Source organism: Frankia sp. CgJB1, from assembly GCF_977947065.1.
The window spans coordinates 1-23014 of the sequence record NZ_CDWTNB010000051.1 but is presented as its reverse complement, the minus strand read 5'-3'; the positions used below and the strand labels follow the sequence as shown (position 1 = coordinate 23014).

At 72.8% G+C, this 23014-nt stretch carries 13 protein-coding genes and 1 pseudogene; 6 read left to right on the top strand and 8 right to left on the bottom strand.

Going from position 1 to position 23014, the window contains the following annotated elements:
- Positions 1–146 precede the first annotated feature (146 nt).
- The gene (locus AC08OT_RS08365) at positions 147–1664 is read right to left on the bottom strand and encodes a dihydrolipoyl dehydrogenase family protein (protein ID WP_476591731.1); all 1518 of its coding nucleotides are present in this window, start codon (positions 1662–1664) and stop codon (positions 147–149) included.
- A gap of 317 nt (positions 1665–1981) precedes the next feature.
- Between AC08OT_RS08365 and gnd the strand changes: the two genes are divergently transcribed.
- Positions 1982–2998 carry a phosphogluconate dehydrogenase (NAD(+)-dependent, decarboxylating) gene (gene gnd / locus AC08OT_RS08360; protein WP_476591737.1) on the top strand — a complete coding sequence of 339 codons (1017 nt, stop codon included), beginning with the start codon at positions 1982–1984 and terminating at the stop codon, positions 2996–2998.
- A gap of 73 nt (positions 2999–3071) precedes the next feature.
- Here the strand turns inward: gnd and AC08OT_RS08355 are convergent, their stop codons facing one another.
- Complete coding sequence (locus tag AC08OT_RS08355) at positions 3072–3740, bottom strand: hypothetical protein (protein WP_476591730.1); 669 nt, start codon at positions 3738–3740, stop codon at positions 3072–3074.
- Positions 3741–5032: 1292 nt separating this feature from the next.
- Here AC08OT_RS08355 and AC08OT_RS08350 point away from each other — a divergent pair.
- The 5 genes and pseudogenes from AC08OT_RS08350 to AC08OT_RS08330 form a co-directional block, all read left to right on the top strand.
- Positions 5033–7819, top strand: coding sequence for an ATP-binding protein (locus tag AC08OT_RS08350; protein WP_476591729.1), 2787 nt, complete (start codon positions 5033–5035; stop codon positions 7817–7819).
- 170 nt (positions 7820–7989) lie between these two features.
- Positions 7990–10365: a hypothetical protein gene (locus tag AC08OT_RS08345; protein ID WP_476602698.1), complete on the top strand. Its 2376-nt coding sequence runs from the start codon at positions 7990–7992 to the stop codon at positions 10363–10365.
- A complete protein-coding gene (locus tag AC08OT_RS08340; protein WP_476591727.1) occupies positions 10323–10760 on the top strand; it encodes a type IV toxin-antitoxin system AbiEi family antitoxin domain-containing protein in 438 nt (145 codons plus the stop codon). Before AC08OT_RS08345 ends, AC08OT_RS08340 begins: the two co-directional genes overlap by 43 nt.
- Positions 10664–11389 carry a type IV toxin-antitoxin system AbiEi family antitoxin domain-containing protein gene (locus tag AC08OT_RS08335; protein WP_476602697.1) on the top strand — a complete coding sequence of 242 codons (726 nt, stop codon included), beginning with the start codon at positions 10664–10666 and terminating at the stop codon, positions 11387–11389. The genes AC08OT_RS08340 and AC08OT_RS08335 overlap by 97 nt, the downstream gene beginning before the upstream one ends.
- A gap of 184 nt (positions 11390–11573) precedes the next feature.
- Positions 11574–11768: pseudogene (locus tag AC08OT_RS08330) on the top strand (type II toxin-antitoxin system Phd/YefM family antitoxin); the annotation flags it as partial.
- Between the two features lie 13 nt (positions 11769–11781).
- Here the strand turns inward: AC08OT_RS08330 and AC08OT_RS08325 are convergent.
- The 6 genes from AC08OT_RS08325 to AC08OT_RS08300 form a co-directional block, all read right to left on the bottom strand.
- Entirely contained in the window at positions 11782–13608 is a 1827-nt protein-coding gene (locus tag AC08OT_RS08325) for a class I SAM-dependent methyltransferase (RefSeq protein WP_476591725.1), read from the bottom strand.
- Between the two features lie 60 nt (positions 13609–13668).
- A complete protein-coding gene (locus AC08OT_RS08320) occupies positions 13669–14859 on the bottom strand; it encodes a glycosyltransferase (RefSeq protein WP_476591724.1) in 1191 nt (396 codons plus the stop codon).
- Between the two features lie 19 nt (positions 14860–14878).
- A complete protein-coding gene (locus AC08OT_RS08315; protein WP_476591723.1) occupies positions 14879–15832 on the bottom strand; it encodes an alpha/beta fold hydrolase in 954 nt (317 codons plus the stop codon).
- Between the two features lie 6 nt (positions 15833–15838).
- A complete protein-coding gene (locus AC08OT_RS08310) occupies positions 15839–16216 on the bottom strand; it encodes a phosphopantetheine-binding protein (RefSeq protein WP_476591722.1) in 378 nt (125 codons plus the stop codon).
- 2 nt (positions 16217–16218) lie between these two features.
- Positions 16219–21213: a type I polyketide synthase gene (locus tag AC08OT_RS08305; RefSeq protein WP_476591721.1), complete on the bottom strand. Its 4995-nt coding sequence runs from the start codon at positions 21211–21213 to the stop codon at positions 16219–16221.
- A partial coding sequence (locus AC08OT_RS08300) for an SDR family NAD(P)-dependent oxidoreductase (RefSeq protein WP_476596789.1) occupies positions 21206–23014 on the bottom strand: 1809 nt, incomplete at its 5' end. The genes AC08OT_RS08305 and AC08OT_RS08300, both read right to left, overlap by 8 nt.

Sequence of the window (23014 nt, the reverse complement as noted above, 5' to 3'; positions counted from 1 at the left end):
GCCCGGCTCGGCGCGCCCGACGTGCGCCGGCTGGGCCGGACCGACCACCGCGCCCCGGCGGCGACCGGCGGGCCGTCCTGAAGGCTCGGCCAACCCGATCCGCGGCCCCGCCCAGGCATTTCGGTGCTGCGGTCCGCGCAACGACGTCATCCGTAGACCTCCAACAGGCGCAGCCAGACCTCGCTGACTGTCGGGAACGACGGGACCGCGTGCCACAGCCGCTCCAACGGCACCTCTCCGACGATCGCGATCGTGGCCGCGTGCACCATCTCCTGGGTGTCCGGACCGGTGAAGGTCGCTCCCACGAGCACCCGGCGGGTCTCGTCCACGACGATCTTCGACGTGCCCGTGATCTCCTCCCCCCGCACCGACGCGCCGGCCACCGAGCCGGTCGGCACGCTCACGGCCCGCACGGCGATCCCGGCCTCCCGCGCGGCCCGCTCGGTCAGTCCGACCGCGCTGACCTGTGGATCGGTGAAGGTCACCCGCGGGACGGCCGCCGGGTCGGCCAGGTCGCGCACGGGAGCGCCGGCGAGGTCCCGGCGGCCGGTGATGACGTCGGCCGCCAGCCGGGCCTGGTACTTGCCCATGTGGGTGAGCAGCGTGCGGCCGCAGACGTCGCCGACCGCGTAGAGCCAGTCCCCCGCCACGCCGACCGCGCGGAGCCGGTCGTCGACCTCGATGAACCGCCCGGGTTGCAGGCCCACGGTCTCCAGGCCCAGGTCGCCGGTCGCCGGGGTGCGCCCGACGGCGACCAGGATCTCGTCGGCGACCACGGCATCGCGGCGCGGCCGCCGCTCACCCGGCTCGGCCGGCTCAGCCGGATCCGCCGGCTCAGCCGGATCCGCCGACTCACTCGGCTCAGCCGGATCCGCCGACTCCACCGTGACGGTCACCGGCCCGGCCGAGCCGTCCGGTCCCGTCCGGGCCCGGCGGACCTCGACCGCCCGGCTTCCGAGCCGCACCGTGATGCCGGCCGCCTCGAAGGCGGCCCGCAGCTGCTCGCTGACGAACTCCTCCTCCCGGACGAGCAGCCGGGGCGATCCCTCGATCAAGGTCACCTCCGCGCTACCGAGCCGGCGGAAGGCCTGGGCGAGTTCCACCCCCACGGCGCCGCCGCCGAGCACCACGAGGCGGTGCGGGACCTTCCGCGCGCCGGTCGCGGTCCGGTTGTCCCACGGTTCGGCGTCGGCGAGACCGGGGATCGGTGGAACAGCGGCCCGCGTCCCGGTGGCCACAACCACGGCTCGGGATGCGGTCAGCACCCGGCGGGTGCCGTCCAGCAGCGTCACCGCGACCCGGCCGGCGGGCCCCACCAGGCGCCCGGTCCCGCGCACCAGCTCGACGCCCTTGTCGACCAGCCAGGGCACCTGGGAGGAATCGGAGTAGTCGCCCACCATCCGGTCTCGCCGGGCGAACGCCGCGGCGGCGTCGACGGGTCCGGTGACCGTCGACGCCGCGCCGGGAACGCGGCGGGCCGCCGCCAGCACCTCCCCCGGCCGCAGGAGAGTCTTGCTCGGGATACAGCCCCAGTAGCTGCACTCCCCGCCGACGAGCTCGCGTTCGACGACGATGACGGACAGACCCGCGTCGGCACAGCGGCCGGCGACGTTCTCGCCCGCGGGCCCGGCGCCGAGCACAATCACGTCCGCGTCGGCATCCATGGCCGCCTCCCCTGCCCTGCCCGGCTCGCTCACAAGCCCTCCGTCGTTGCTCGTTAGAATCTGCCGCTCGCTCCACGCCAACCGAAGATCATCGAGAACTTTCGGGGTCCCGCCCGGCTCGCCAACTGATCCAACTGATCCAGACGGCACGGACGGCACGTGACCGGGCCGGCGCCGGCTCGGAGACGAGAAGCACGTGCACCACGGACGGGGAAGCACGGATGCAGCACGGAGAATGGCGTCAGGAGCGCCAGGCCGGGCCCGTCCCGGCGACACGCCGGAGCGGGCCATCGAGACGAACCAGCGGAGAGATGAAGATGCAGCTCGGGATGATCGGACTCGGCCGGATGGGTGCCAACCTGGTGCGCCGGCTGATCCGCGGTGGTCACGAATGCGTGGTCTACGACGTCAACCCCGAGGCCGTCAAGGCCCTGGCGGCGGAGGGCGCCACGGAGACGCGGAGCCTCGCCGAGTTCGCCGCAACCCTGCGTCCGCCCCGGGCTGCCTGGATCATGGTGCCCGCCGGGCTGACCGGTGAGACCGTCTCGGCCCTGGCCGAGCACTTCGCGCCGGACGACGTGATCATCGACGGCGGCAACTCCTACTACCGGGATGACATCCTGCGTGCCGCGTCGCTCGTCGAGCGGGGCATCCACTACGTCGACGTCGGCACCTCCGGGGGCGTGTTCGGGCTGGAACGCGGCTTCTGTCTGATGATCGGCGGCGAACCGGGGGTCGTGGCCCGCCTAGAGCCGCTGTTCGAGACGATCGCACCCGGCGTCGGCACCATCCCGCGGACCCCGGGCCGGACCGGCGAGATCACCCAGGCCGAGAAGGGATACCTGTACTGCGGCCCGAACGGCGCCGGTCACTTCGTCAAGATGGTGCACAACGGCATCGAGTACGGCTCGATGGCCGCCTTCGCCGAGGGGTTCGCGGTGCTCGACAAGGCGAACATCGGCACGACGTCCGCCGAGCACAACGCCGAGACCGCCCCGCTGGGCAACCCGGAGTACTACCAGTACGACCTCGACACCACCGCGATCGCCGAGGTGTGGCGGCGGGGCAGCGTGGTTAGTTCCTGGCTGCTCGACCTCACCGCCGCCGCGCTGCAGGAGGATCCCGGACTCACCGAGTTCAGCGGCCGGGTGTCCGACTCCGGGGAAGGACGTTGGACGGTACTGGCCGCCGTGGAGGAGGGCGTTCCCGCCCATGTGCTGACAGCGTCCCTCTACGAGCGGTTCAGCTCGCGCGGGGAGGGCCTGTTCGCCGACAAGCTGTTGTCGGCGATGCGCAAGCAGTTCGGTGGGCACGCGGAGAAGCCAGCCGGCTGAGCCTCGCCGGCTTCCTTGCCTGTCCAGAGGCTTTTGTGTCTGATTTATCCCTCTGGATAGGCAAGGAAAGGGCTCAGGGGCGGGCGTTGTCGGCGCCGAGGTCCGCCGCGTCTCCCATAACGATCATAGGATGGGCCATCGGGGTCAGCCAACGGAGAACGACCACGAGGGCGTCCTGTTCCACCGCGATGCAGCCCCGCGTCGGCGATCTGTGGTCGACATGCAGCCAGATGTCCCCGCCGATCTGCGGGCCCAGCGGACGGGTCGGGTCCGACGGCGGATGCCCGGGCAGTCGGTTGTAGTCGATGGCGACCACGTAGTTGAACGCGTCGGGCATCAGCTCGCCCCGCGGACCCGTCGCCCGGTAGAACGACGGGCGATACTCGTAGGCCAGACCGGTGCCCGGATCGGCCAGCTTGCCACCGGCGGCGGTGAGACTGAACACGCCGATCGGGCTGCGCAGATCGCCCTCCCGATGGTCATACGTCCAGCCGTCGGCGCCGTTGCGGCCGATCAGCGGGGCGCCGTAGGTCTCCCAGGCGGAGCCGGGATCGGCTCGTTCCCACAGCGTCACGTTGTTGGTGTTCGCGTTCCGGTCGATGCCGCTCACCACGATCACCTGCCGGGCGGCCTGCGGGATCTTCGTCATCATCACCGGTCCGACCCCGGGGATCGCCGTGAGGTCGGAGGCGGGCCCCGCCCTACCGTCCGCGCCGGTGCCGGCCGCCCGGCTGGTCCTCACCGGCCCACCCACTCCCGCCGGGCGTGCTTCGGAGGTGGGATCGAGCCCGGATGTGCGTCCGAGCTGGGGCGCGCCCCTGGGCCCGGACGGTACGGACACCGACAGGTCATGCGAGGAGCCCGGGTCCGAGCCGGGACTGCTGAGATGAAGTGCACTGGCCGCCCCCACGGCCAACGTCACACCCACCGCGGCGGCACCGACCGCGACCGATCGACCCCGCGGGGGGCTCGTACGCGTCTCGGTCCGGCGGCGATTCCTGCGATGATCGGCCATGCCTCCGACTTCCGGGACGACGCCACGGGCGGGGCGGCGACGCACTGTTGACCTCTGCCACCCCCGGCGGCCGCCACGCCCGCGCCATCCGGCTGCGGCCATAATGCACCGGCGATGACAATACGTATCATTCGCGCCGACCTGGCGAGGTAGCCCAGCCCGGCGAGGTACCCCGACTCGGGGAGGTATCCCGGAGCAGCCGCCGGTGCGTCGGCCCACGACACCCGCAGACCGCGATCACGACGACGGGAGTCCATGCGCCCGGGACCGTGACGATCGGAGACAACCGTCCATGCCTCCATGTTCGACCCTCACTCCTCCCCGATCTCAGAATTCAAGTACTTCGAGCAATGATGGACACGATCCGGATCCAATGCCCAGCGGAGGGTGATAGATTGCCACATCGGCATCGATGATCAGAAGTATGTTCACGGAGAGACGAGACGAAGACCACGAGGAGCCCGGCATGGTGGTACGGACGGCCGGCGGCCGTTCCCGGCGCAGCCGGCACGAATAGGCCCCTCCGATCGTGCTCGCCGGTTTCCGGTTCCACCGCATCCTCACCGCCCCTCGGCGACCCGACACACCCGACCGGCCCGATCCCGTACCGGCCGCGCTCTTCGCCGCCCTCGTCGGCGCGCACGCGCAGTTGACCTCGCTCGGGCCCGGCCACGAACCCACCGTCTCCGGTGCGTCCACTCGCGGCGGCCCGTACCCGGTGCCGGGAGCAGCCCGGCCGGGAATCGCCGTCGCCTGGCTACGGGGCCCGGGTGAGGCGCACATCCGGTTCCTCGCCGGCGGCCGCCCCTTCTTCCCGGCGGGCCCGACCACGACAGACCCGACCGCGGCGGCCATGTCGACACCGGCCACGTCGCTCGCAACAGCCACGTCGACACCAGCCGCAACCGCGGTTCCGCTGCTGTACCCGCCGGGATCGACAGCGGTGGCGCTGCCACCGGACGCCGTACCCGCCCAGCTCGCAGGCTTCCCCTACTGGCTGCGGTGCGAAGGCCTCCCGGATGCCCTGTGGGCCGCCGATCCCGGCACCGACGTCCGGCCCGCCGGACACCCGCCGCGGATCGTTCGACGACTACGCCGCGCATCTCGTCGGCCCGTTCGCCTGGCTTGTGCTCGCGTGGCCGGTGCCCCCCGAACATCTCGCCGAGGAACAGGCGGATCTCTCGCGATCGATTCCCGTGCTGCGCCGGCGGGAGAACGACCAGGGCGCCCGGCTCGACCTGGAGCGCGCGGAGGCCCGCTACCGGGAACTGGGCCGGGGCGCGTCGAGCGGCATGTGGGACGTGGAGATCCTGGTCGGTGGGGTGACCCCGGCCGGCGCGGTCCCGCTGGCCGCCCTGCTGTGCAGCTCCAGCGATCTCGACCGGCTGCCCTACACGTTGAGTCCGACCGGCCCGGTCACCTCGTTCGCGGGGGCCCTCGGCGGGGTCGGAGCCGGAGCCGGGGTCGGAGCCGGAACCGGAACCGGCGGGCTGGCCGGCTCGCCGCGGCCCTCGCCGCGAGCGAGCGCGGAGCTGCTGGCGGCGCTGGCTCGGCCGCCCGGCCGTGAGCTGCCGGGTATCACCCTGATCACACCGCACGCCTTCGACGTGACGCCCGAGGGTCCGAACCGGTCCGGTCCCGCGGACCCCCGGGGAACGCCCGGCGCCGTTCGGCTCGGCGACGTGCTCGACGCCGGCTGGATGCCGGCCGGCACGTTCTCGGTTCCCCGCGCGACGCTCAACCGGCACGCCTTCGTCTGCGGCGCCACCGGATCCGGGAAGTCACAGACCGTGCGGTCGCTGCTGGAGTCGTTGACCCGTGCTCCGGCGCCCGTTCCGTGGCTGGTCCTGGAGCCGGCCAAGGCCGAGTACGCCCGGATGGCCGGGCGGCTCGCCGGCCTCGCCGAGGTGCTCGTCATCAGGCCGGGCCGGCTCGACGCTCCACCGGCGTCGCTGAACCCGCTGGAACCCGAGCCCGGCTTTCCCTTGCAGAGCCACATCGATCTCGTCCGGGCCCTGTTCCTGGCGGCGTTCGAGGCGCACGAGCCGTTCCCCCAGGTGCTCGCCCGCGCGCTGACGGTCTCTTACCAAGACCTGGGATGGAACCTGGTGCTGGACCGGCCGGAGCCCGCGCACCGGCCCAGATTCCGGGTGGCCGGGCCGAAGGAGGACCCGAAGGTCGACGTGCGCAGGCGATATCCGACCCTCGGGGACCTGCAGCGGACCGCGACGAGGGTGGTCGAGAATATCGGCCACGGCGCGGAGGTCACGGCGGACGTCCGGGGCTTTGTCGACGTGCGCATCGGCAGCCTGCGGGAGGGTTCTCCCGGTCGGTTCTTCGAGGGCGGGCATCCGATCGACATCGGCGCCCTGCTGGCGCGCAACGTCGTCTTCGAGCTGGAGGACATCACCAGCGACCAGGACAAGGCGTTCCTGCTCGGCGCCGTCCTGATCCGCGTCGTGGAGCATCTGCGGGTCCGGTACGGCAGCGCGGGCGCGGGCGGACTGCGCCACGTCCTGGTCCTCGAGGAGGCCCACCGGCTGCTCAAGAACGTCACCGACGGCCCGGCCGCGGCCGCCGTCGACCTGTTCGCCTCGCTGCTCGCGGAGATCCGCGCCTACGGCGAGGGGCTCATTGTCGTGGAACAGATCCCAGCGAAAATCCTTCCCGACGTTATCAAGAACACCGCGCTGAAGGTGATGCACCGGCTCCCGGCCGCCGACGACCGGGAAGCCGTCGGCGCGACAATGAACCTGCGCGACGACCAGTCCGAGCTGGTCGTGGCGCTGCCGGCGGGGGTGGCGGCGGTGAGCGCGGACGGCATGGACCGTCCCGTGCTGGCCCGGATGGTCGCCGGAGACGACCGGGAAAGCGCGCGCCTCGCGCGCTACGACCAGGGGCCCCTGGCCAGATGGCGCAGCCTCGGCTGCGGCGCGGCCTGCGTCGCCGGTCCCGCCTGCACCCTGGAGGAGACGGAGACGTCCGCCCTCGCGGCCCGCGATCCCCTGCTGGTGGTGTGGGTCGAGGCGGTGGCCGCGCACCAGGTCATGGGCTTCACCCATCTGCTCGAGATCGCGCCGTTCGCTCCGGCGGAACCCCTGCGGACCACCCTCGCTGCGTTGCCGGGTCGCATCCTCGACTGCGCGCTCGCCCATGCCGCCGACCGGGCGACGGACGCCCGCGCCGCCGCGCTGCGCCCCTTCGTCGACCCCGACGACTTCACCACCGCCCTGCTCGCGACGCTGCGCCGGCTCCTCGGCCTGCCGCCGTCCCCGGCGGACGTGGCAGACGTGGCAGACGCGGCGAACACCGTCGACTCCCGGCACCTGACCGCGGGCGTGTACCGCTGGCAGGACGTCCGGCAGGCACTGATCGACGCGGTGCGCCGGCGGGGGGCCGACGCGGGCCCGCATCCGCTCACCGCGGCCTGGCGCGAGCGCGGTCTGACCCTGCCGGGCAAGACCGTGGGCGAACAGCTCACCCGGATGAAGAACAGTGCCCTCTACGCTCCGGGCCGGGAGAGGGTCAACATCGGTGATCCGGCGGTCAGCGGCCTCACCGCGGCGGTCCGGGAACTCACCGGCGCGGCGGATGCCGCCTCGCTGTCGGACGCACTCCACCAGGCATGCACCGGCGACGGACTGGCCGAGCTGGCCACTCAGATCTCCGACCTCGTCGGCCCCGCGCCGAGCGGACCGGGGAGCGCCCCACCGGAGTCCACCGCGGCAGCCATCGCCCCCGGCCCGCCCATCGGGACGGCACCCGCGTTCGGGACAGCGCAGGCGTTCGGGACAGCGCAGGACTGAGCGCCCGGGCCCGTCGACCGTCGGGGCGCTACGGCAGGGCCTGCATGCACGGCGGAATGCGACATAGTGGACACCATACGCCATAATGGCCACGTAACGCCCCGATATCGACACCGGGCGTGCCGAGATCGTTTCCAGGTGCACAATGATCGGGAGCGGGGAGTCGCGGCATGGTGGGCGGCGACACGGTGGGCGGCAACACAGGAGCAGGCGAGTGGGACGGCGGAGGGTCGGCGATGGGGGTGGGCACGCTGACCACGGCTGAGGCCCGACTGATCCAGGGGCTCTTCGTTCCACGGGAGCGTTGGGGCTGGAAGTTCGTCGACACCGGTCCATCGACCCCGAGCCCGCTCGCCGACCGTCAACCGGCCTGGCAGGAGCCCGAACCGCCCGATCTGACCGCGCTCACGGCCCGGCGAAACCATGCCGTCCGCGCCCTGCTGACCCGGCTCGTCCTGCCGATGGCCTTCGTGGTGTTCGGCACGCTGCTCGCGGGCGAGGGGGGGTTCTTCTTCGTCCCGGCGGGACTCGCGCTCGCCGTGGTCGCGTGCCTGCCTCCGTTGGTCCTGCACTGCCGGCTGGGCCGGACGCCATCCCGGACCGCGTCGGCCCGGGCCGACGGGTACACCCGCTACCTACAGGCGTTGACGTCCTGGCAGACCGAGGTCGACGCGCACGACCGGGCCGAGTTGCAACGCCGGGAGGCCACCGCCGTCTTCTATCCCGTCTCGGCCCCCGCGGCGACCCCCAGGATCGACGTGTTCGGCGGAACCGGCGACGGATGGGCGAGCCTGCTGGCCACCGCGGGCTGCTCGGTGCTCACCGGCGGCACCGGCATCCTGCTCGTCGATCTCAGCGAGCGGACGGTGGGCGGGGGGTTGGCGCGCCTCGCCGGCCAGGCGCGCTGGCCGGTGGAGTCCTGGGACCTGCCCCGCCAGCTCGACGAGGTGGCACTCCTCGACGGCTTCGGGCCGCGGGAGGCCGGCGAGCTCGTCGCCGACGCGTTCGGCCTGTCCCAGGAGAGCGGCGATGATCCGCACCGACGCGCCCTGCACGCGGATCTGGTCACCACCGTCGCCGTCGTTCTGTACGAACGGCTCAGCATTCGCCGTCTCGCCGAGGGCCTGCGCGTCCTCGAAGGTCTCGACGACGGCAGCGCGGCCATATCGCTGTCGACGGCCGAGGCCGGGGAGCTCACCGCGCACATGGACGCGTTCGGCCGCGGCGACCGGATCGCCGATGAGCTGCGCTACCTGCGTTCCTCGCTGGAGGCGCTCAGCCCGCCACCACCAGCCACGGCCGCAACGGCACCGGCCGCGACGGTCGAGGCCCACATGTTGACGGCCGCAGCCGGTAGGTCGACGACCAGGGTGCCGACGACCAGGGCAGACAGTGTGCCCCGTCCGCTGGCGGCCTGGTGGCCGGTACCCGGGCTGCGGGTTCTCGCCACGTCGAGCCGGGACTCGTCCGCCCACCGCAAGGAACTCGCGGACCGGCTCCTCGTCCAGACCGTGCTCCACCAGCTCCGTCGCCGCCAGCGGGGCGGGCCGACCAGCCGGGACATGCTGGTTGTCGCCGGGGCGGACCATCTCGGCCGAGCGGTCCTGACCGGGCTGACCCGCCACGCCGAGCTCGCCGGGGTGCGGCTCGTGCTGCTCTTCGAACGGCTCGCCGACGACGCCGAACGGGTGCTGGGCAGCCAGGGGGGCTCGACTATCATCATGCGATTGGGAAACGGTAAGGACGCCGCGACCGCGGCGGAGTTCATCGGGCGTGGTTACCGCTTCGTCATGTCTCAGGTGACGGCCCAGGTGGGGCGCAGTTTCACGGCCGGCGACAGCGACAGCGTCGGTGACCAGGACGGCACCTCGGAGACGGCCGGCACCAGCGGCGGAACCGGCCGGACCTACGACGGCACCCGGCTGCTGCCCTGGTTGCAGAACACGTCGAAGAACGCCGGATGGCAAGAGTCGGTGACGACGTCGCGATCGCAGACCTGGCAGCGCACGACAAACTCGTCGGTGAGCGACTCGACGACCGACGGCACGACCTCCCAGCGGGTCTACGAGTTCACCGTGGAGCCGACCACCGTCCAGACCCTGCCGGCGACCGCATTCCTGCTGGTCAACCCGGTCGATGGGGCGGGACGGGTGGCGCCGGGGGACTGCAATCCGGGCACCGTCCTGCTGCCCGGGGTCTCCCCGGCCGACCGCTGGTCCGTACCCGACGCGGCCGCCGCGCCCCTGGCAGGTCACCACGCCGGAACCGCCGGAGCCGGGATGATCCAGTCCGGCGCGGGCCAGGCTGGTACTGATCATGCCGGTCTGGCGCGGACCGGCGCGGAGGAACGGCGTCGGATCGAGCCCGCCCCGCCCGTCGGGTTTCCGGGCATCGGCCAGCAACCGCCGGCCGACGAGGAGGTCTACCGGCTCGTCCCGCCCAAGACACGTCCCAGCGGCTCCGGCGGCTCCGGGGGTCAGAGCACTCACCCGGGGACGCGGGGATGGGTTCCCGGCGTCGGGGACCACCACCCGGGGCATGGCTGACCCGGGCCGGAACGCGGCCGTCAGGAAGGAGACAGCCGAAAATTATCCACAGCCCGAAAAAGGTTCTGGCCCAACGGACAGACAACCTCCATCGTCTTCTCATGGCCCATAACCCTGGCCGACTCTCCTGGCAGGAGATCGCCACCATGCAGGCCGGCGTGATCACGATGCGCGATGCGATCAACGCCGGCATCACCCGCGACGAGATCCGCCGACGGTTGAACGACGGCCGCTGGCAGCAACCCTTCCGCGGCGTGCTGATCACGGCCGCCGCACCCGTGACGAGGATGCAGGAGCTGTGGGGGCCCTGCAGGCCGTCGGCCCGGACGCGGTGCTCGCGGGCGCCTGCGCGGCGGGGCTCGCGGGTCTGGACGGTTACGACACCGGCCCGGTGACGGTTCTCCTGCCCACCGACCGCCGGATCGCCGCGCCGCCGGGCGTGCTTCTGCGGCACAGCGCTCGGCTCGACATCACCGAGATCGATCCCCTCCGCCTGCCCCGGCGGACGGCCCCCGCCCGGTCCGTCATCGACATGGCCGAGTGGGCGTCTACCCGCGCGGACGCGCAGAGCCTGCTCGTCGACGCCGTCCGCCGGCGTTTCGTCACCGTCGCGAGCCTGCGGACCGCGCTGGCCCGGCGTGGTCCGATCAGCCGCCGGACGCTGATCACCGAGACGTTGGACGACCTGGGCCGGGACGCGCCGCACCTCACCGAGATCATGTACCGCCGCATCGAGGCGCAGTGGGGATTGCCGGCGGGGACCCCGAGTGTCGACGGGCCCGCGGACGAGCCGATGGCGCGCCTCGACGTCTGGTACGAGCCGTGGCGCGTGCGGGTGGAGATCCAGGCGACGGTCCCCCGGCCGACGGTCGTCGCCGAGCCGACGGGCCAGCTTCTCATCCGTCTGCCGGCACGCCTGGCGCGGGACGCCCCGGCCGAGGTGGCTTCCCTCGTAGGCGGGGCACTGCGTGACCGCGGCTGGTCGGCGTCGGTGCCGCGCGCTCCGCGGGCGCTGGCCTCCTGAGCTCCGCGGGACATTCGTTCGGCACGTCCCGTATCCCTGTGCCGCGCCGCACATTCCGGTCAACCGGTCCACGCATGTTGCTGATGTTCTGGGACGCCGCCTGGCGCCTCGAGACCTGGCCGGTCCGACCCATCGATCCGGCACCCTAGCCCCGACGGAGGACAAGCTTGCTGTACTCGTGGCTATGTCGTTCTCGGAACAGATGCCGCTGGCGGAGGTGAAGAACCGGCTCTCGGAGATCGTGGACAGCGTCGAACGTGAGCACGGGCGTGTCGTGATCACCAGGCACGGCAGGCCCAGCGCGATCGTCATCAGCGTCGACGACCTGGAGTCGCTGGAGGAAACCCTCGACGCATGGGCAACACCGCGCTCATCGCCGAGATCGGTCGAGGTCAGAGCTCCTTGCGGGCGATCATCAGGTAGGTGCCGGCGTACCGGGCGTCGTGCGCGTACCGGCAGGCAAGGCGGTCGAGGAGCCGGGCCAGTCCCAGTAGGGGGCTGGCCACAAGCATCACCAGGACGCGGCTGGCCGCGCCGGCCGGGCCGGCCTGCTGGGGCAGCCACGGCATGGGGCGTGGCGCGATCATGGCCACGGCGAGCAGCAGGGCGCCGGTCAGGCCACCGGGACGGCGCGCCGCGGCGAAGCGCACCGTGACCGGCCGCAGCCCCCGGTCCTCCAGCGCGGCAATCAGGTTCTCCACGGGGATGAAGTGGGCGCGCCCGGGAACCGCCCAGCCGGGCCAGAACCGACCGAGCCAGCGGGCCTGCCGGCAGTCGGCGTTGGCCAGCTCGCAGACGACGTGCCCGCCAGGCGGCAACGCCTTCGCGACGGCGTCGAGCTCCGCCGACGGGTCGTCGCGGCGTTCCAGGTAGTCGAACATGCTGATGACGTCGTACCGGCCGGCGAGGCTGTCGACGACGTCGGGGAAACGGCCGTAGTGGGCGTGGTCGACCCAGCCGCACGCCAAGCCCTTCGCCAGGCCGGGAAAGGTGTCGAGCCCGTCGAACACCGTCCTCGGCCATACCTCGCGGGCCGCGTTGGCGAAGTGACCGTACCGGTCCCCCACGGCCAGCCAGGTCCGTGGCACCACGAACGGCCGGACGACAGCAGCCTGCTCGGCGACATCGGTGCGCAGGCCGTCGTAGCGGTCCCGGTCGTAGAACTCGCGCCCGGCCGGGCTCAGCGACGGATTGAGGAAGACGTGTCCGCAGCGCTCGCAGCCGTCCAGCCGGAAGGAACCGGGCTTGCGCAGGAGCAGGTCCGGCGACTCCACCCGGGTGGCAAGCTCGACCGATCCGCACCAGGGGCAGTCGGCCCGGTCGTGGCGCAGGAACCGGTCAAGGCCAGCCTGGACGTCCTGGGAGTAGGAGGCGCGGCTGGCTGCGGTCTCCTGCCTGGCCGCATGCTTGACCGGGTCTGGGGGAAGCCCGGCGGCCTTCGCCTCGGCCGCCTTCACGGCCTGCGCCCGGCCGGCCCGCACGGAGTCGACCACGAACAGCACCCCGCCGAGGATGCGCACGATGGGGGAACGAATGAGATCGCGCGGGGACAGCGGCACCCGGCCGGCGCAGACGAAGAACGGCTGGAACCAAAACAGCGCCATGGCCGCGAGGCCGAACGGCTGGTTCACGTGGAAGCCGATCGCGGTGGCGATCTGGGGTACGAACGGGAAGAGCTGGTTCTGCCGGGTGAACCGGTAGGCCCGCTGCTGGACGCGGACGCGCATCGCCGCGTCGTCCCGGGCGGCACGCAGCCCCGGCAGCACTGCCAGATCCGTCGAGCCGGAGGCGAAGGTCTTCAGCCGCTCGGTGATGTCGACGAGCTCCACCGGGTCGAAACCGTCCCGGCGGGTGATCCCAGCCCGCTGGAGGATCTCGGAGCGGACCAGCAGCGCCTGGAAGGCGCCGCGGCCGGGCACGCAGCGGTCGGCCCGGTAGGTGCGGATGTCGACCATCCGGGCGAGGTCGAGCGCCCGTTCGGCCGTCAGGTCCGCCGGGACGAGGTCGAGCACGTCGAGCCGGTCCCGGCTGGCGTGGTAACTGGCCGCCCGTCGGCCGCTGTCGGAGAGGCGGACCCCGGTCGCGACGAGGAACTCATGCGCGGGGTCCACCGGGCGACCGGAGGCTGGCAGGGTGTCGAGGCGACGCAGCCGGCCGCGCAGCCGCACACCGTTGATCGCCAGACCGGCACACACCAGGATCGGCAACCATGTCAGCACGACGTCAGAACCGTTCGAGCATCAGACCATGAGACCGATCATCGACCACCAGACCGAGCATCAGGAGGCCAGTTTCTCAAGATGATCGGCGGCGGCGGCCACCCCGCCGGCGGCGGCGAAGGCGGCCCGCATCCGGGCAGCGGCGGCCCGGTACGACGGATCGTCCAGCACGGCCGTCACCGCGGAACGCACGGCGGTGGGTCCGGCCCGACCGAACTTGACGCGCACCCCGGCCCCGTTGCGGACGACCTGCTCGCCGATGATCGGCTGGTCGTCGCGAACCGGGGCGACCACCAGCGGAACCCCGTGTGACAGCGACTCGCAGACGGTGTTGTTGCCGGCGTGGCACACCACCGCCGACAACCGCGGAAGTAACGCGACCTGCGGCACGAACGGCGCGACCAGCAGGTCGTCGGGCGCCGCGGCGGCGAGGTCGTCGACGAGCCCGGGTGTGGCGACGACGATCGCCTGTACCCGCTCGGGCAGGCCGAGCAACCCCTCCGCCGCCGCCCGCAGGAATCGACCGCCGGCCTCCCGGGTCACCGTGCCGAGGGAGACGAGCACCGCCCGGCGGGCCGGGTCGAGCCAGTCCCAGGGGAACTCGCCCACGCCGGCCCGTTTCCCGACCGCGCTGCCGACGAAGACCGCGTAGTCCGGGATCCCGGGGTTGTGCAGCATTTCCCGGACGGAGAAGACGAGGGTCAACGCCTCGGAGAAGCGCAGGTCCCCGACGGCCGCCTCGCCGGGCGGCACTCCGTGCCCGGTCTGGAAGTCCCGCAGGCGGTCGACGACCCACTGCCCCAGGCCCGCGAGCACCCCGTAAGGGTTGTCGAACTCGGCGGAGGTCGCCGCGAGGGTCGCCCAGCGCAGGCTCCGACGACGGGCGACAAGCGCGGCGCCCACCGCCTGCTGGTCGATGACGAGCAGGTCGGGCTGGAAGTCGTCGATGATCCTGTCGATCGCCGGGGCCATCATCGAGCCGAGCGGGAGCAGGAAGTCCTCCCACAGGAACTTCAGCGACGCCGGCCCCCTCAGCGCCCGAGACGTGTCCTGGATCCGGGACCACTTCTCGCCCAGGACCGCCTCGGGTAACGCCAGCAGAGCCAGCTCCGGCGGGATCAACGATCCGATGACGCCCGCGTACCCGGCGAGCGCCACCTCGTGACCACGGGCGGCCAGCTCGGCGGCGACCCCGACCGCCGGGTTGACATGCCCGGTCAGGGGCGGCACCACGAACAGCACGCGGCTCATCGGACGCTCCTCACGCCCCTCACACCCCTCGCTCCTCACACCCCTCGCCGGCCGCAGCTGCCGCGTCGGCCGGGATCGGGGCCGACCGGCGCTCGGCGTTGAGATCGGGCGGCGGCACCCGCTGCGTCACCCAGTCCGGGGTGGCGAAGCGCCGGCCGTTCGCGCGCACGTAGGGCGGCGGCGTCGTCTGGCTGCGGAACAACCACCACCGCAGCAGGTCCCGCAGGTAGTGCGCGGCCTCCCGTAGCACCATGTGCGTGTGGTACTCCAGGACGATCAGGGTGCAATCGGGCACCAGCGCGGCCAGGCCCGCAGCCTGCCCGATGATGTCGGAGTTCTCCCCGTACACCGCGAGCACCGGGACGTTCAGCGCGGCCAGCGCCTCGGTGGAGAACGGCGGAGTCGCCAGCATGTCGGTGGCGATCGTCGTCTCCTGCAGCAGCCGCTGCGCGGCCCGGGTGGCGCGGCTGGCCACGCGCCCGGCGCCGTTGTCCAGCCACTCCTGGACCTCCTCGTCGCTCATCGCGACGAGGATCTGGGTCAGCGATCGGGCCATCTCCTCGCCGAGACCCTCGATCAGGAACGGCGGCTCGATCAGCGTCAGGCTCGCCACCCGGGAAGTGAACTCCAGCCCGAAAGCCAGCGCCATCGTGGCGCCGTAACTGTTACCCACCAGGTGCACCGGGCGGTCCACTCCGAGCTCGTCGAGCAGCCCGAGCAGGTCTGCCATCGAGTCCGCCAGCCCGTAGCCGCTGCGGGTCCGCTCGCTGCGCCCATGGCCGCGCAGGTCGTAGCAGATGACGTCGCAGCCGGCATCAGCGAGGCAGTTGCCCAGCGTGAAGTAGAAGCTGGAGATGTTGTCCATCACCATGCCGTGCACCATCACGACGACCGGCGAATCCGTGGACGCTCCGCCCCTGGGCGCCAGTCGCTGCACATGCAGCCGGATCCCGTTCGCGATGACCTCAGCCACGGGCCTTCAGGCCGATCCCGCCGGCGCCAGCGTCGGGAGGCTGTCGACGATGAAGCGGACGACCTCGCCGACCCGCATGTTGATCACCTGGTCGACGTCCATGTCGGCAAGGAAGCCGACGAAGTCCACCGCCTCGCCGTAGCGCTCACGCAGCCGGTCGGCCAGCGCCACGAACTCGATGCTCTCCAGCTCGAGATCCTGATTGAACGAGGTGGCCATCGTGATCTCCATGTCCACGACGTATTCCTCCCCGATCACCTCCCGCAGGAGCTCCGTGACCTCACCGAGGATCCGGGCCTCGGCCTCGGCCCGTGTGACGGCGCCGGTGCGGTCGTCCGGTTCCGGGCCGGGAGGACCCTGCCTCGTCGTGCTCTGCGCAGACATCATCAACACTCCTTCTGGCTCTGGAGACCATGCGCCTCGACCGCGGGGGAGGTCCAGGCGACTACGTAACTGACGGTAGCGACATCGACTCTTCCGGCGGAGACGCCATCGCCCACAGCGTCCTGGCGCTGCGGCGGCGGTGCCCCGCCCTCGCGGGGCACCGGGCCGGTCGGTTCCGGCTGAATCCGGCCGGCGGCGTCCACCGTACGCAACGCCACCCACCGGGTCCGCTCCGGCACCGACCCGTCGGGACCATCCCCGTAGACGGTGACCCGGACCAGATCGGGCGGGGTGCCCCCCGCCCGGGAGGATGCGAGCCCATCCCTTCCCGGGAACTGGGCCGTCCCCAGGGAATGAGGGCCGTCCACGACGAACCGGCGTGGACAGCCGGCGAGGCCCGTTCCGTCGGCCTTCGCCGCCGCCTCTTTCGCCGCCCACAACCGGGTGAACCACACGGCCCGCCGGTGAGAATCGGTGCCGGCGACCCGGTCGAGCAGGCGCAGTTCGCTGGACGCCAAGGCCGCCTTCTCGACCCCGGCGGCGCGGGACACGATCTGCTCAAGATCGATACCGATCTCCCCGTCCGCGGCGACCAGGGCCACGGCGAGCTCCGGCTTGTGGGCGAGCGACACCCACGGGGGGTCGAGCGCGGGGACACCCGGCCGCGCCGGCAGGGAGGTGATGACCGGGGCACCCACGTCGTCGTTACGGATCCCGATCTCGATCCCCCAGACGGGCCCCGCTCCCCGCTCCCACAGCCATCGCCGGACTGCGTCCTGGGCGGCGATCCGTCCCAACAGCCGGCCACGCGCCGCCCTGGGGTTGAGCGCGGCGAGCCGGGCACGCTCGGCGGCATCAGCGTAGTGGCGCACGATCAGTTCCCGCGAAGCCGCATCGGGCCAGCGGTCCACGGCGACCACCCAGCCCTCACCGGAGGGCTGCGCCACGGTGTTCAGCTCCGGCGCACGCACCATCGCCCAGAGCACGTCGTCGTTGGCGAACCGGCGGTCGGTCCACCCGGTGATGACCGCCCAGACACGCCCGTCAGCCCGCCGCACCTCCATATCCGCGGTCACCGTGCGCTCGGCCACCTGACGGATCCGTACGACGCAGTCCACCAGGTCGCCCTCTACCGGCACCGGGCCGTGGAACCGCACGTCGGCCAGGGACTGCGGGAGCAGGAGGGAGTCGTCGGACAGATGCTCCATCGCCCAGTAGCCGAAGAGCTGGCCCACGTTGTCGAGCAGGGCGCCGGACGCCGACGGCACCCGCAGACGCCCCCGGATACCGGTCGGGGCGATCGCCTCGATCCGATGGATGCCCTGGTAGCCGGGACCGTGGAAGAGGAACCGGGCCCCGTAGAGATCCCTGCCATGATGCCGCGGGGGCCGCTCGACGGGCAGCGTCGGGCCCGTCCGGCCCACCGACAGATCGGCGGTGATCGCGGTCGACCCGGGCGACGGCAGGTGGTCCGCCGCGAACAGCACCGTGCCGCGGGCGTAGCCGTCCACGGTCACCCGCACCGCGTCCGGCCCTGCGGGGGCGAGCGCAATGGACACCTCCACCGCCGGCTCGATCGCGAGCCAGCGCAACGCCCGAACGTCTCGGACACCGACCGGCACCCGGCCCGGCAGCAGCGCGGCGGCCTCGCCGATCATGAGCTCGAGGACCTCGATCATCGGCACGACCGGGAACAGATCGGACATGTCCGCCCAGCCCGGCGGCTGACGGTAGAAGCAGTGGTCGACGATGTGCGGCATCGACGCCAGCGACAGCCGTCGCCGGAACATCCGCGGCCCGGGTTCGGGACTGTCACGGGGCACGGGTACCCGGCCCACCGCGGACGTCCGACCTGCGCCCGGGGTCGCAGCGCCCGGGATTGCCCCGCCCCCCGGTCCGGGCGGGGGGACCCGAGCCGATGTCGCCCCATGCGACCAGCGGTCGACCACGGTGGACATCACCGCGTCCGCCTCGGCGAGCGCGGCCCGCAGCTCGGCGATCACCGGATGCGTCGGCACGTCACCCCCGGCCCAGGCCGGCGGATTCCGGTGGGTCCGATCAGCACTGCCCGGGTTGAGCAGGTCGCCGGCTCCGCCGCCGAGGCGGATCAGGGGGGTGCCGAGGCTCAACCGCACCGGGGCACCGACGCGGTGCGGTCCGTTGGCCCCCCCGGGGGGCGGCGGCACCGCCGGCGCGGGTCGCGACCGGCAGGGCAGCAGGTCCATCCGGGGCGCGGCGCCTTCCGCCCACATCGCCGCCGCGACCCGCCGCAGCTGGTCCAGCCCGGGGCGCTTCACGGTATTCGTGACCAACGAGAGATGGTCGTTGCCGGGTAGGATGTCGTCGATGAATCCCGCGACGCTGCCCACTCCGACCTGGATGAAGGCACGCACCCCGCGCTCGCGCAGCCGCTCGACGAGCTGGCGGAAGCGAACCGGTTCGACCAGGTGCCGAAGAGCGAGCGCGCGGATGGCGTCGTGGTCGCTCGGGTAGGGCGCCACCGTGGTCGCCGACCAGATCGGCACGCTCGCCTCGACGAACGCGGTGAGGGCGAGCCGCGCCCGCATCGGGTCCAGGTACGGCTCGAGAAACGGGGAGTGGAACCCCGACCGGAACGGCAGGATCTGGCCCAGCACGCCGTCGCGGCGCAGCCGGTCCAGCGCGGTGCGCACGCTGTCCTCCCGCCCGCAGATGATCGACTGATGCGGGCAGTTGTCGTGGGAGACAACGACCTCGCCGAGCCCGGCGATGACCTCCGCCGCGCGCTGCGCGCCGCAGCCGAGCGCGCCGAAGACGACCCCCGGCACCTCTAGGACGGTCGGGTCGAAGCCGGCGAGGAAGTCGTCGGTGTACTCGTCGGTGATCAGCCCACAGGAGATCATCGCGTTCCACTCGCCGATGCTGTGGCCGCCGACGAGGTCCGGGATGATCCCGAGCCGCCGCAGCGCCACATCGAGGATCCGGCCGACCTCAACGCTCGCGACGCCATGCCGGCCGAGCATCCCGGTGTCGTCGAGGGCCGGCTTCGTCAGCCCGAAGTGTTCGCAGACGTCGTCGATCCGCGGGGTGAACTTGTCCTCCAGGCCACAGAACAGGAAGGCGGTCTGCGCCGGGGAGTCCCCGCCCGGCCGCGCGGGGGCGAACATCCCCGCCGGGGTGAACCACAGGTCGTTGCGTCCCCGCCAGAGGGTGCCGCGCTCGACGACGGTGCGGGCGAGCGCCAGCCGACGGGCGGTCGGCGCGACCAGGGCCAGCCGCCACGGCCCACCGGTCGGCGGGGCCGCGGCGTCGTCGCGGGCGAGCAGTTCCGCGTCCGGGACGTCGAGCTGGGCCAGCAGGTCAGCCGCGTCGGCCCCGGCGAACAGCAGCACCGGTTCGGCGTCCGGATCGACGTCCGGGTCGGCCGCCCGGTCCACCGTGGTCACCGCCGGGGCGGCGAACGTACGGGCCGCCGTCACCGCCGCAGGTGCCGGCGCCTCCTCCAGCACCAGATGGGCGTTGATGCCGCCGAACCCGAAGGCGTTGACCCCCGCTCGGCGGGGACCGCCGCCGGCCGGGGTGTCCCACTCGACGGCGGCGCGCACCGGCGCGAACCGGCTGCCCGCGAACGCCGGATGCGGCTCGTCGCAGTGCAGCGTGGGCGGCAGGACCCGGTGGTGCAGCGCCAGCGCGGTCTTGATCAGAGCGGCCGCGCCCGCGGCCGGCATCGCGTGACCGATCATGGACTTGACGGAACCGATCCCGATGTCCGCCCGCCCCGGCCCGGCCGGCCCGGCCGGCGCGGTGCCGAAGATCCGGCCGAGGGTGGCGAGCTCCACAGCGTCGCCAGTGGGGGTGGCCGTGCCGTGCGCCTCGACGAGGCCGATCGCACCCGGCGCCGTCGGGTCGAGCCCGGCATCCGCCCAGGCCCGGCGGACGGCGAGCGTCTGGCCTTCGACCGCCGGGGCCATCAGCGAGGCGGACCGGCCGTCACTGGACGTGCCCGATCCCCGCAGCACCGCGTAGATCCGGTCGCCGTCGCGCTCGGCGTCGGCGAGCCGCTTGAGGACGACCATACCGACGCCCTCGCCGATGAGGATGCCGTCGGCCCGCCGGTCGAAGGGACGGATGATCTCACTCGGGGACAACGCCCGCAGCAGGGTGAAGACGCTCCAGAACGACGCCTCGTGCACGATGTGGGCGCCACCTACAATCATCGCGTCGGTCCGGCCGGACCCGAGGTCGCGCATCGCCATGTCGACGGCGATGAGCGATGACGCGCAGGCCCCGTCCACGGTGTAGGCGGGCCCGCGCAGGTCGAGCCGGTTGGCGATGCGGGAGGCGGCGAGGTTCGGCACCAGCCCGATGGACGCCTCGGGGCGCTGCGGTCCGAGCTGGGCGACGAACGCCTCCCGGACCCGTTCGACGGCCTCGGCCGGCAGGTCGGGCAGGATCTCGCGCAGCGTCGTGACAATCTGGCGGGAGGTGCGCACCCGCTGTTCGAGCTTGGCGACCCCGGGACCGACGTAGCCGCCGCGGCCGAGCACCACCCCGACACGCTCGGCGTCCCCCAGCCGCTCGGGACCGCCGGCGTCCGTGATCGCCGCGGCGGCGAGCCGCAGGGACAGCAACTGGTCGGGTTCGGTCCAGTCGACGGCGAGCGGCATGATGCCGAACGCGGCCGGGTCGAACGACGCGAACTCCTCGACGAAACCGCCACGCCGGCAGTAAAAGGCGTCGCCCGCACCGCCCGGTCCGGCGCCGGGACGGTCACCGCGGGGCGGGTCGGGGCGGAACAGGTCGGGGCGGAAGTAGTCGTCGACGTCGAAACGCTCCGGCGACACCTCCCGGATCGCGTCGACGCCCCCGACGATGTTGCCCCAGAAGGTGCCGAGGTCGCCGGCGCCGGGGAACAGCGCCGCCATCCCGACCAGGGCGATGGGTGGGGCGCCGCCCCCGGGCGCAGGCCGGGATCCCGACGCCGACCGCCCCCCCGGCCCGGCACCGGGCTCAGGCATCGAACGACTCCACCGAGGCGCACATGTAGACGACCTGCGCGGGCGTGCCCGCCGGAGCGGCCAGCTCCCGCAGCAGGGCGGCCACCCCGTCGGCGGGATCGATCAGGCCGATGCCACGGCGCGCGTACTCCCGGGCAAGCTCCGGGGAGACCATCCCACCACCGGCCACCGCGCCCCCGGCCACCGCGGGGGCCGGTCCGCCGGCCCGTGCCACGAAGTCCCGCGCCGATCCCCAGGGACCCCAGTCGACACTGACCACCCGGCCGGCGAAGCGGCCCGCACAGGCACCGGCGAGCGTGTCCAGGGTGTCGTTCGCGGCGGCGTAGTCGACCTGGCCGCGGTTGCCGAAGACGCCCGCGACACTCCCGAACAGGGCGACGAAGCCGACGTCGTCCCGCAGCGCCGCCAGCAGCGCCCGGGCACCCTCGATCTTCGTTCGGTACACCTGGTCGAACGACTCGGGCGTCTTATCCCGCAGAAGCCGGTCCGCCAGGATGCCCGCGCCGTGCACCACGCCGTCGAGGCGACCGTGGCGGGCGTAGACGTCGGCCACGACCGAGGCAACAGCGACACCGTCACGCACGTCCACCGCGTGGTAACGCACCGACGAGGCCAGCCGGCCAAGAACCTCCAGCGTGGTGCGCACCTCCCGCTCGGCGAGCAACCGGGCGACCTGGGACTCGATCTCGGCCGGCCGGCGGACGCCGGTGGCGACGAGCGCGCGGCGCAGCGCCGGGGCGTCGAGCGCATCCGCCGTCACCGGTTCCTCCGGTCCGGTGGGCGGTGGGGTGCGCCCGATCAACTCGATGGCGCAGCCGCTGCGCCGGGCGAGCTCCACGGCGACGGCCGCCGTGATACCCCGCGCGCCACCGGTGAGCAGCACCACCGAGGAGGGGCCGAGCCCGGCGGGCAGTTCGCCTGCGTAGCCCGCCGCACCCACGTCGCCGACTTCGCCGACTTCGCCCGCGACGCCCAGCTCCACCGGCCGGATCCGCGGGGTCGCGCGGACCCCGTCACGGTAGCCCACCACGGACGGCCCGCCGGGGGTGAGCAGCTCGACGAGCAGGCTCTCGGCGATCCGACGCGGTTCGTCCTTCGGTTCGACGTCGACGAGGCGGACCGCGATGTTGGGAACCTCCCAGGCGATCGTGCGCACCAGGCCGGCGAGGCCCATCCCCGGGGTCAGCTGGATCCCCTCGTCCCCGGCGTCGCCCGGGGCGAGCGCCCCGGTGCCGTGAGGCGACGGGCGACCGAAGCGCCCGCCGTGCCCGGTCGCGACGAGCATCCGCCGGCTGCCGCCGAGAGCCGCGGCCCGCAGTGCCGCGAACGCGGCGGGAAGAACGGCGTGGTCGCCGGCGCCGGGATCGATCGAGGCGATCCACACCAGGCCGTCCGCGCCGGCGCCGGCTCGAATCTGGCCGACCAGGCCCCGGTCGTCGGCGGCGAGGATGCGGGCCTCGGCACCCGCCTGCTCCAGCAACGTGGCGAGCTCGAGTCCGACCCCGAGACCGCCCTCGACGAGAAGGAAGCGGGCCCCGGCCAGCGACCCGGCCCGCCCGACCGGCTCCGGGGCCGAGGGCACGGGGACGATCTCCGGTTCGACGACGAACCGCCGTAGCGGGATCGCGGCTGTCGAGCCGGCCCCCCCGGACTTCGCGACTCCGGCGGACCGACCGGACCCGGCGGGCTCAGCCGGTTCGGTCGCGCCGACGGCATCCGGATCCACCGACGCGACGATCCAGTCGACGATGCCGCGGACGGTCTTGATCGCCGCCAGCTCCTCGACGACCTCCTCGCCCAG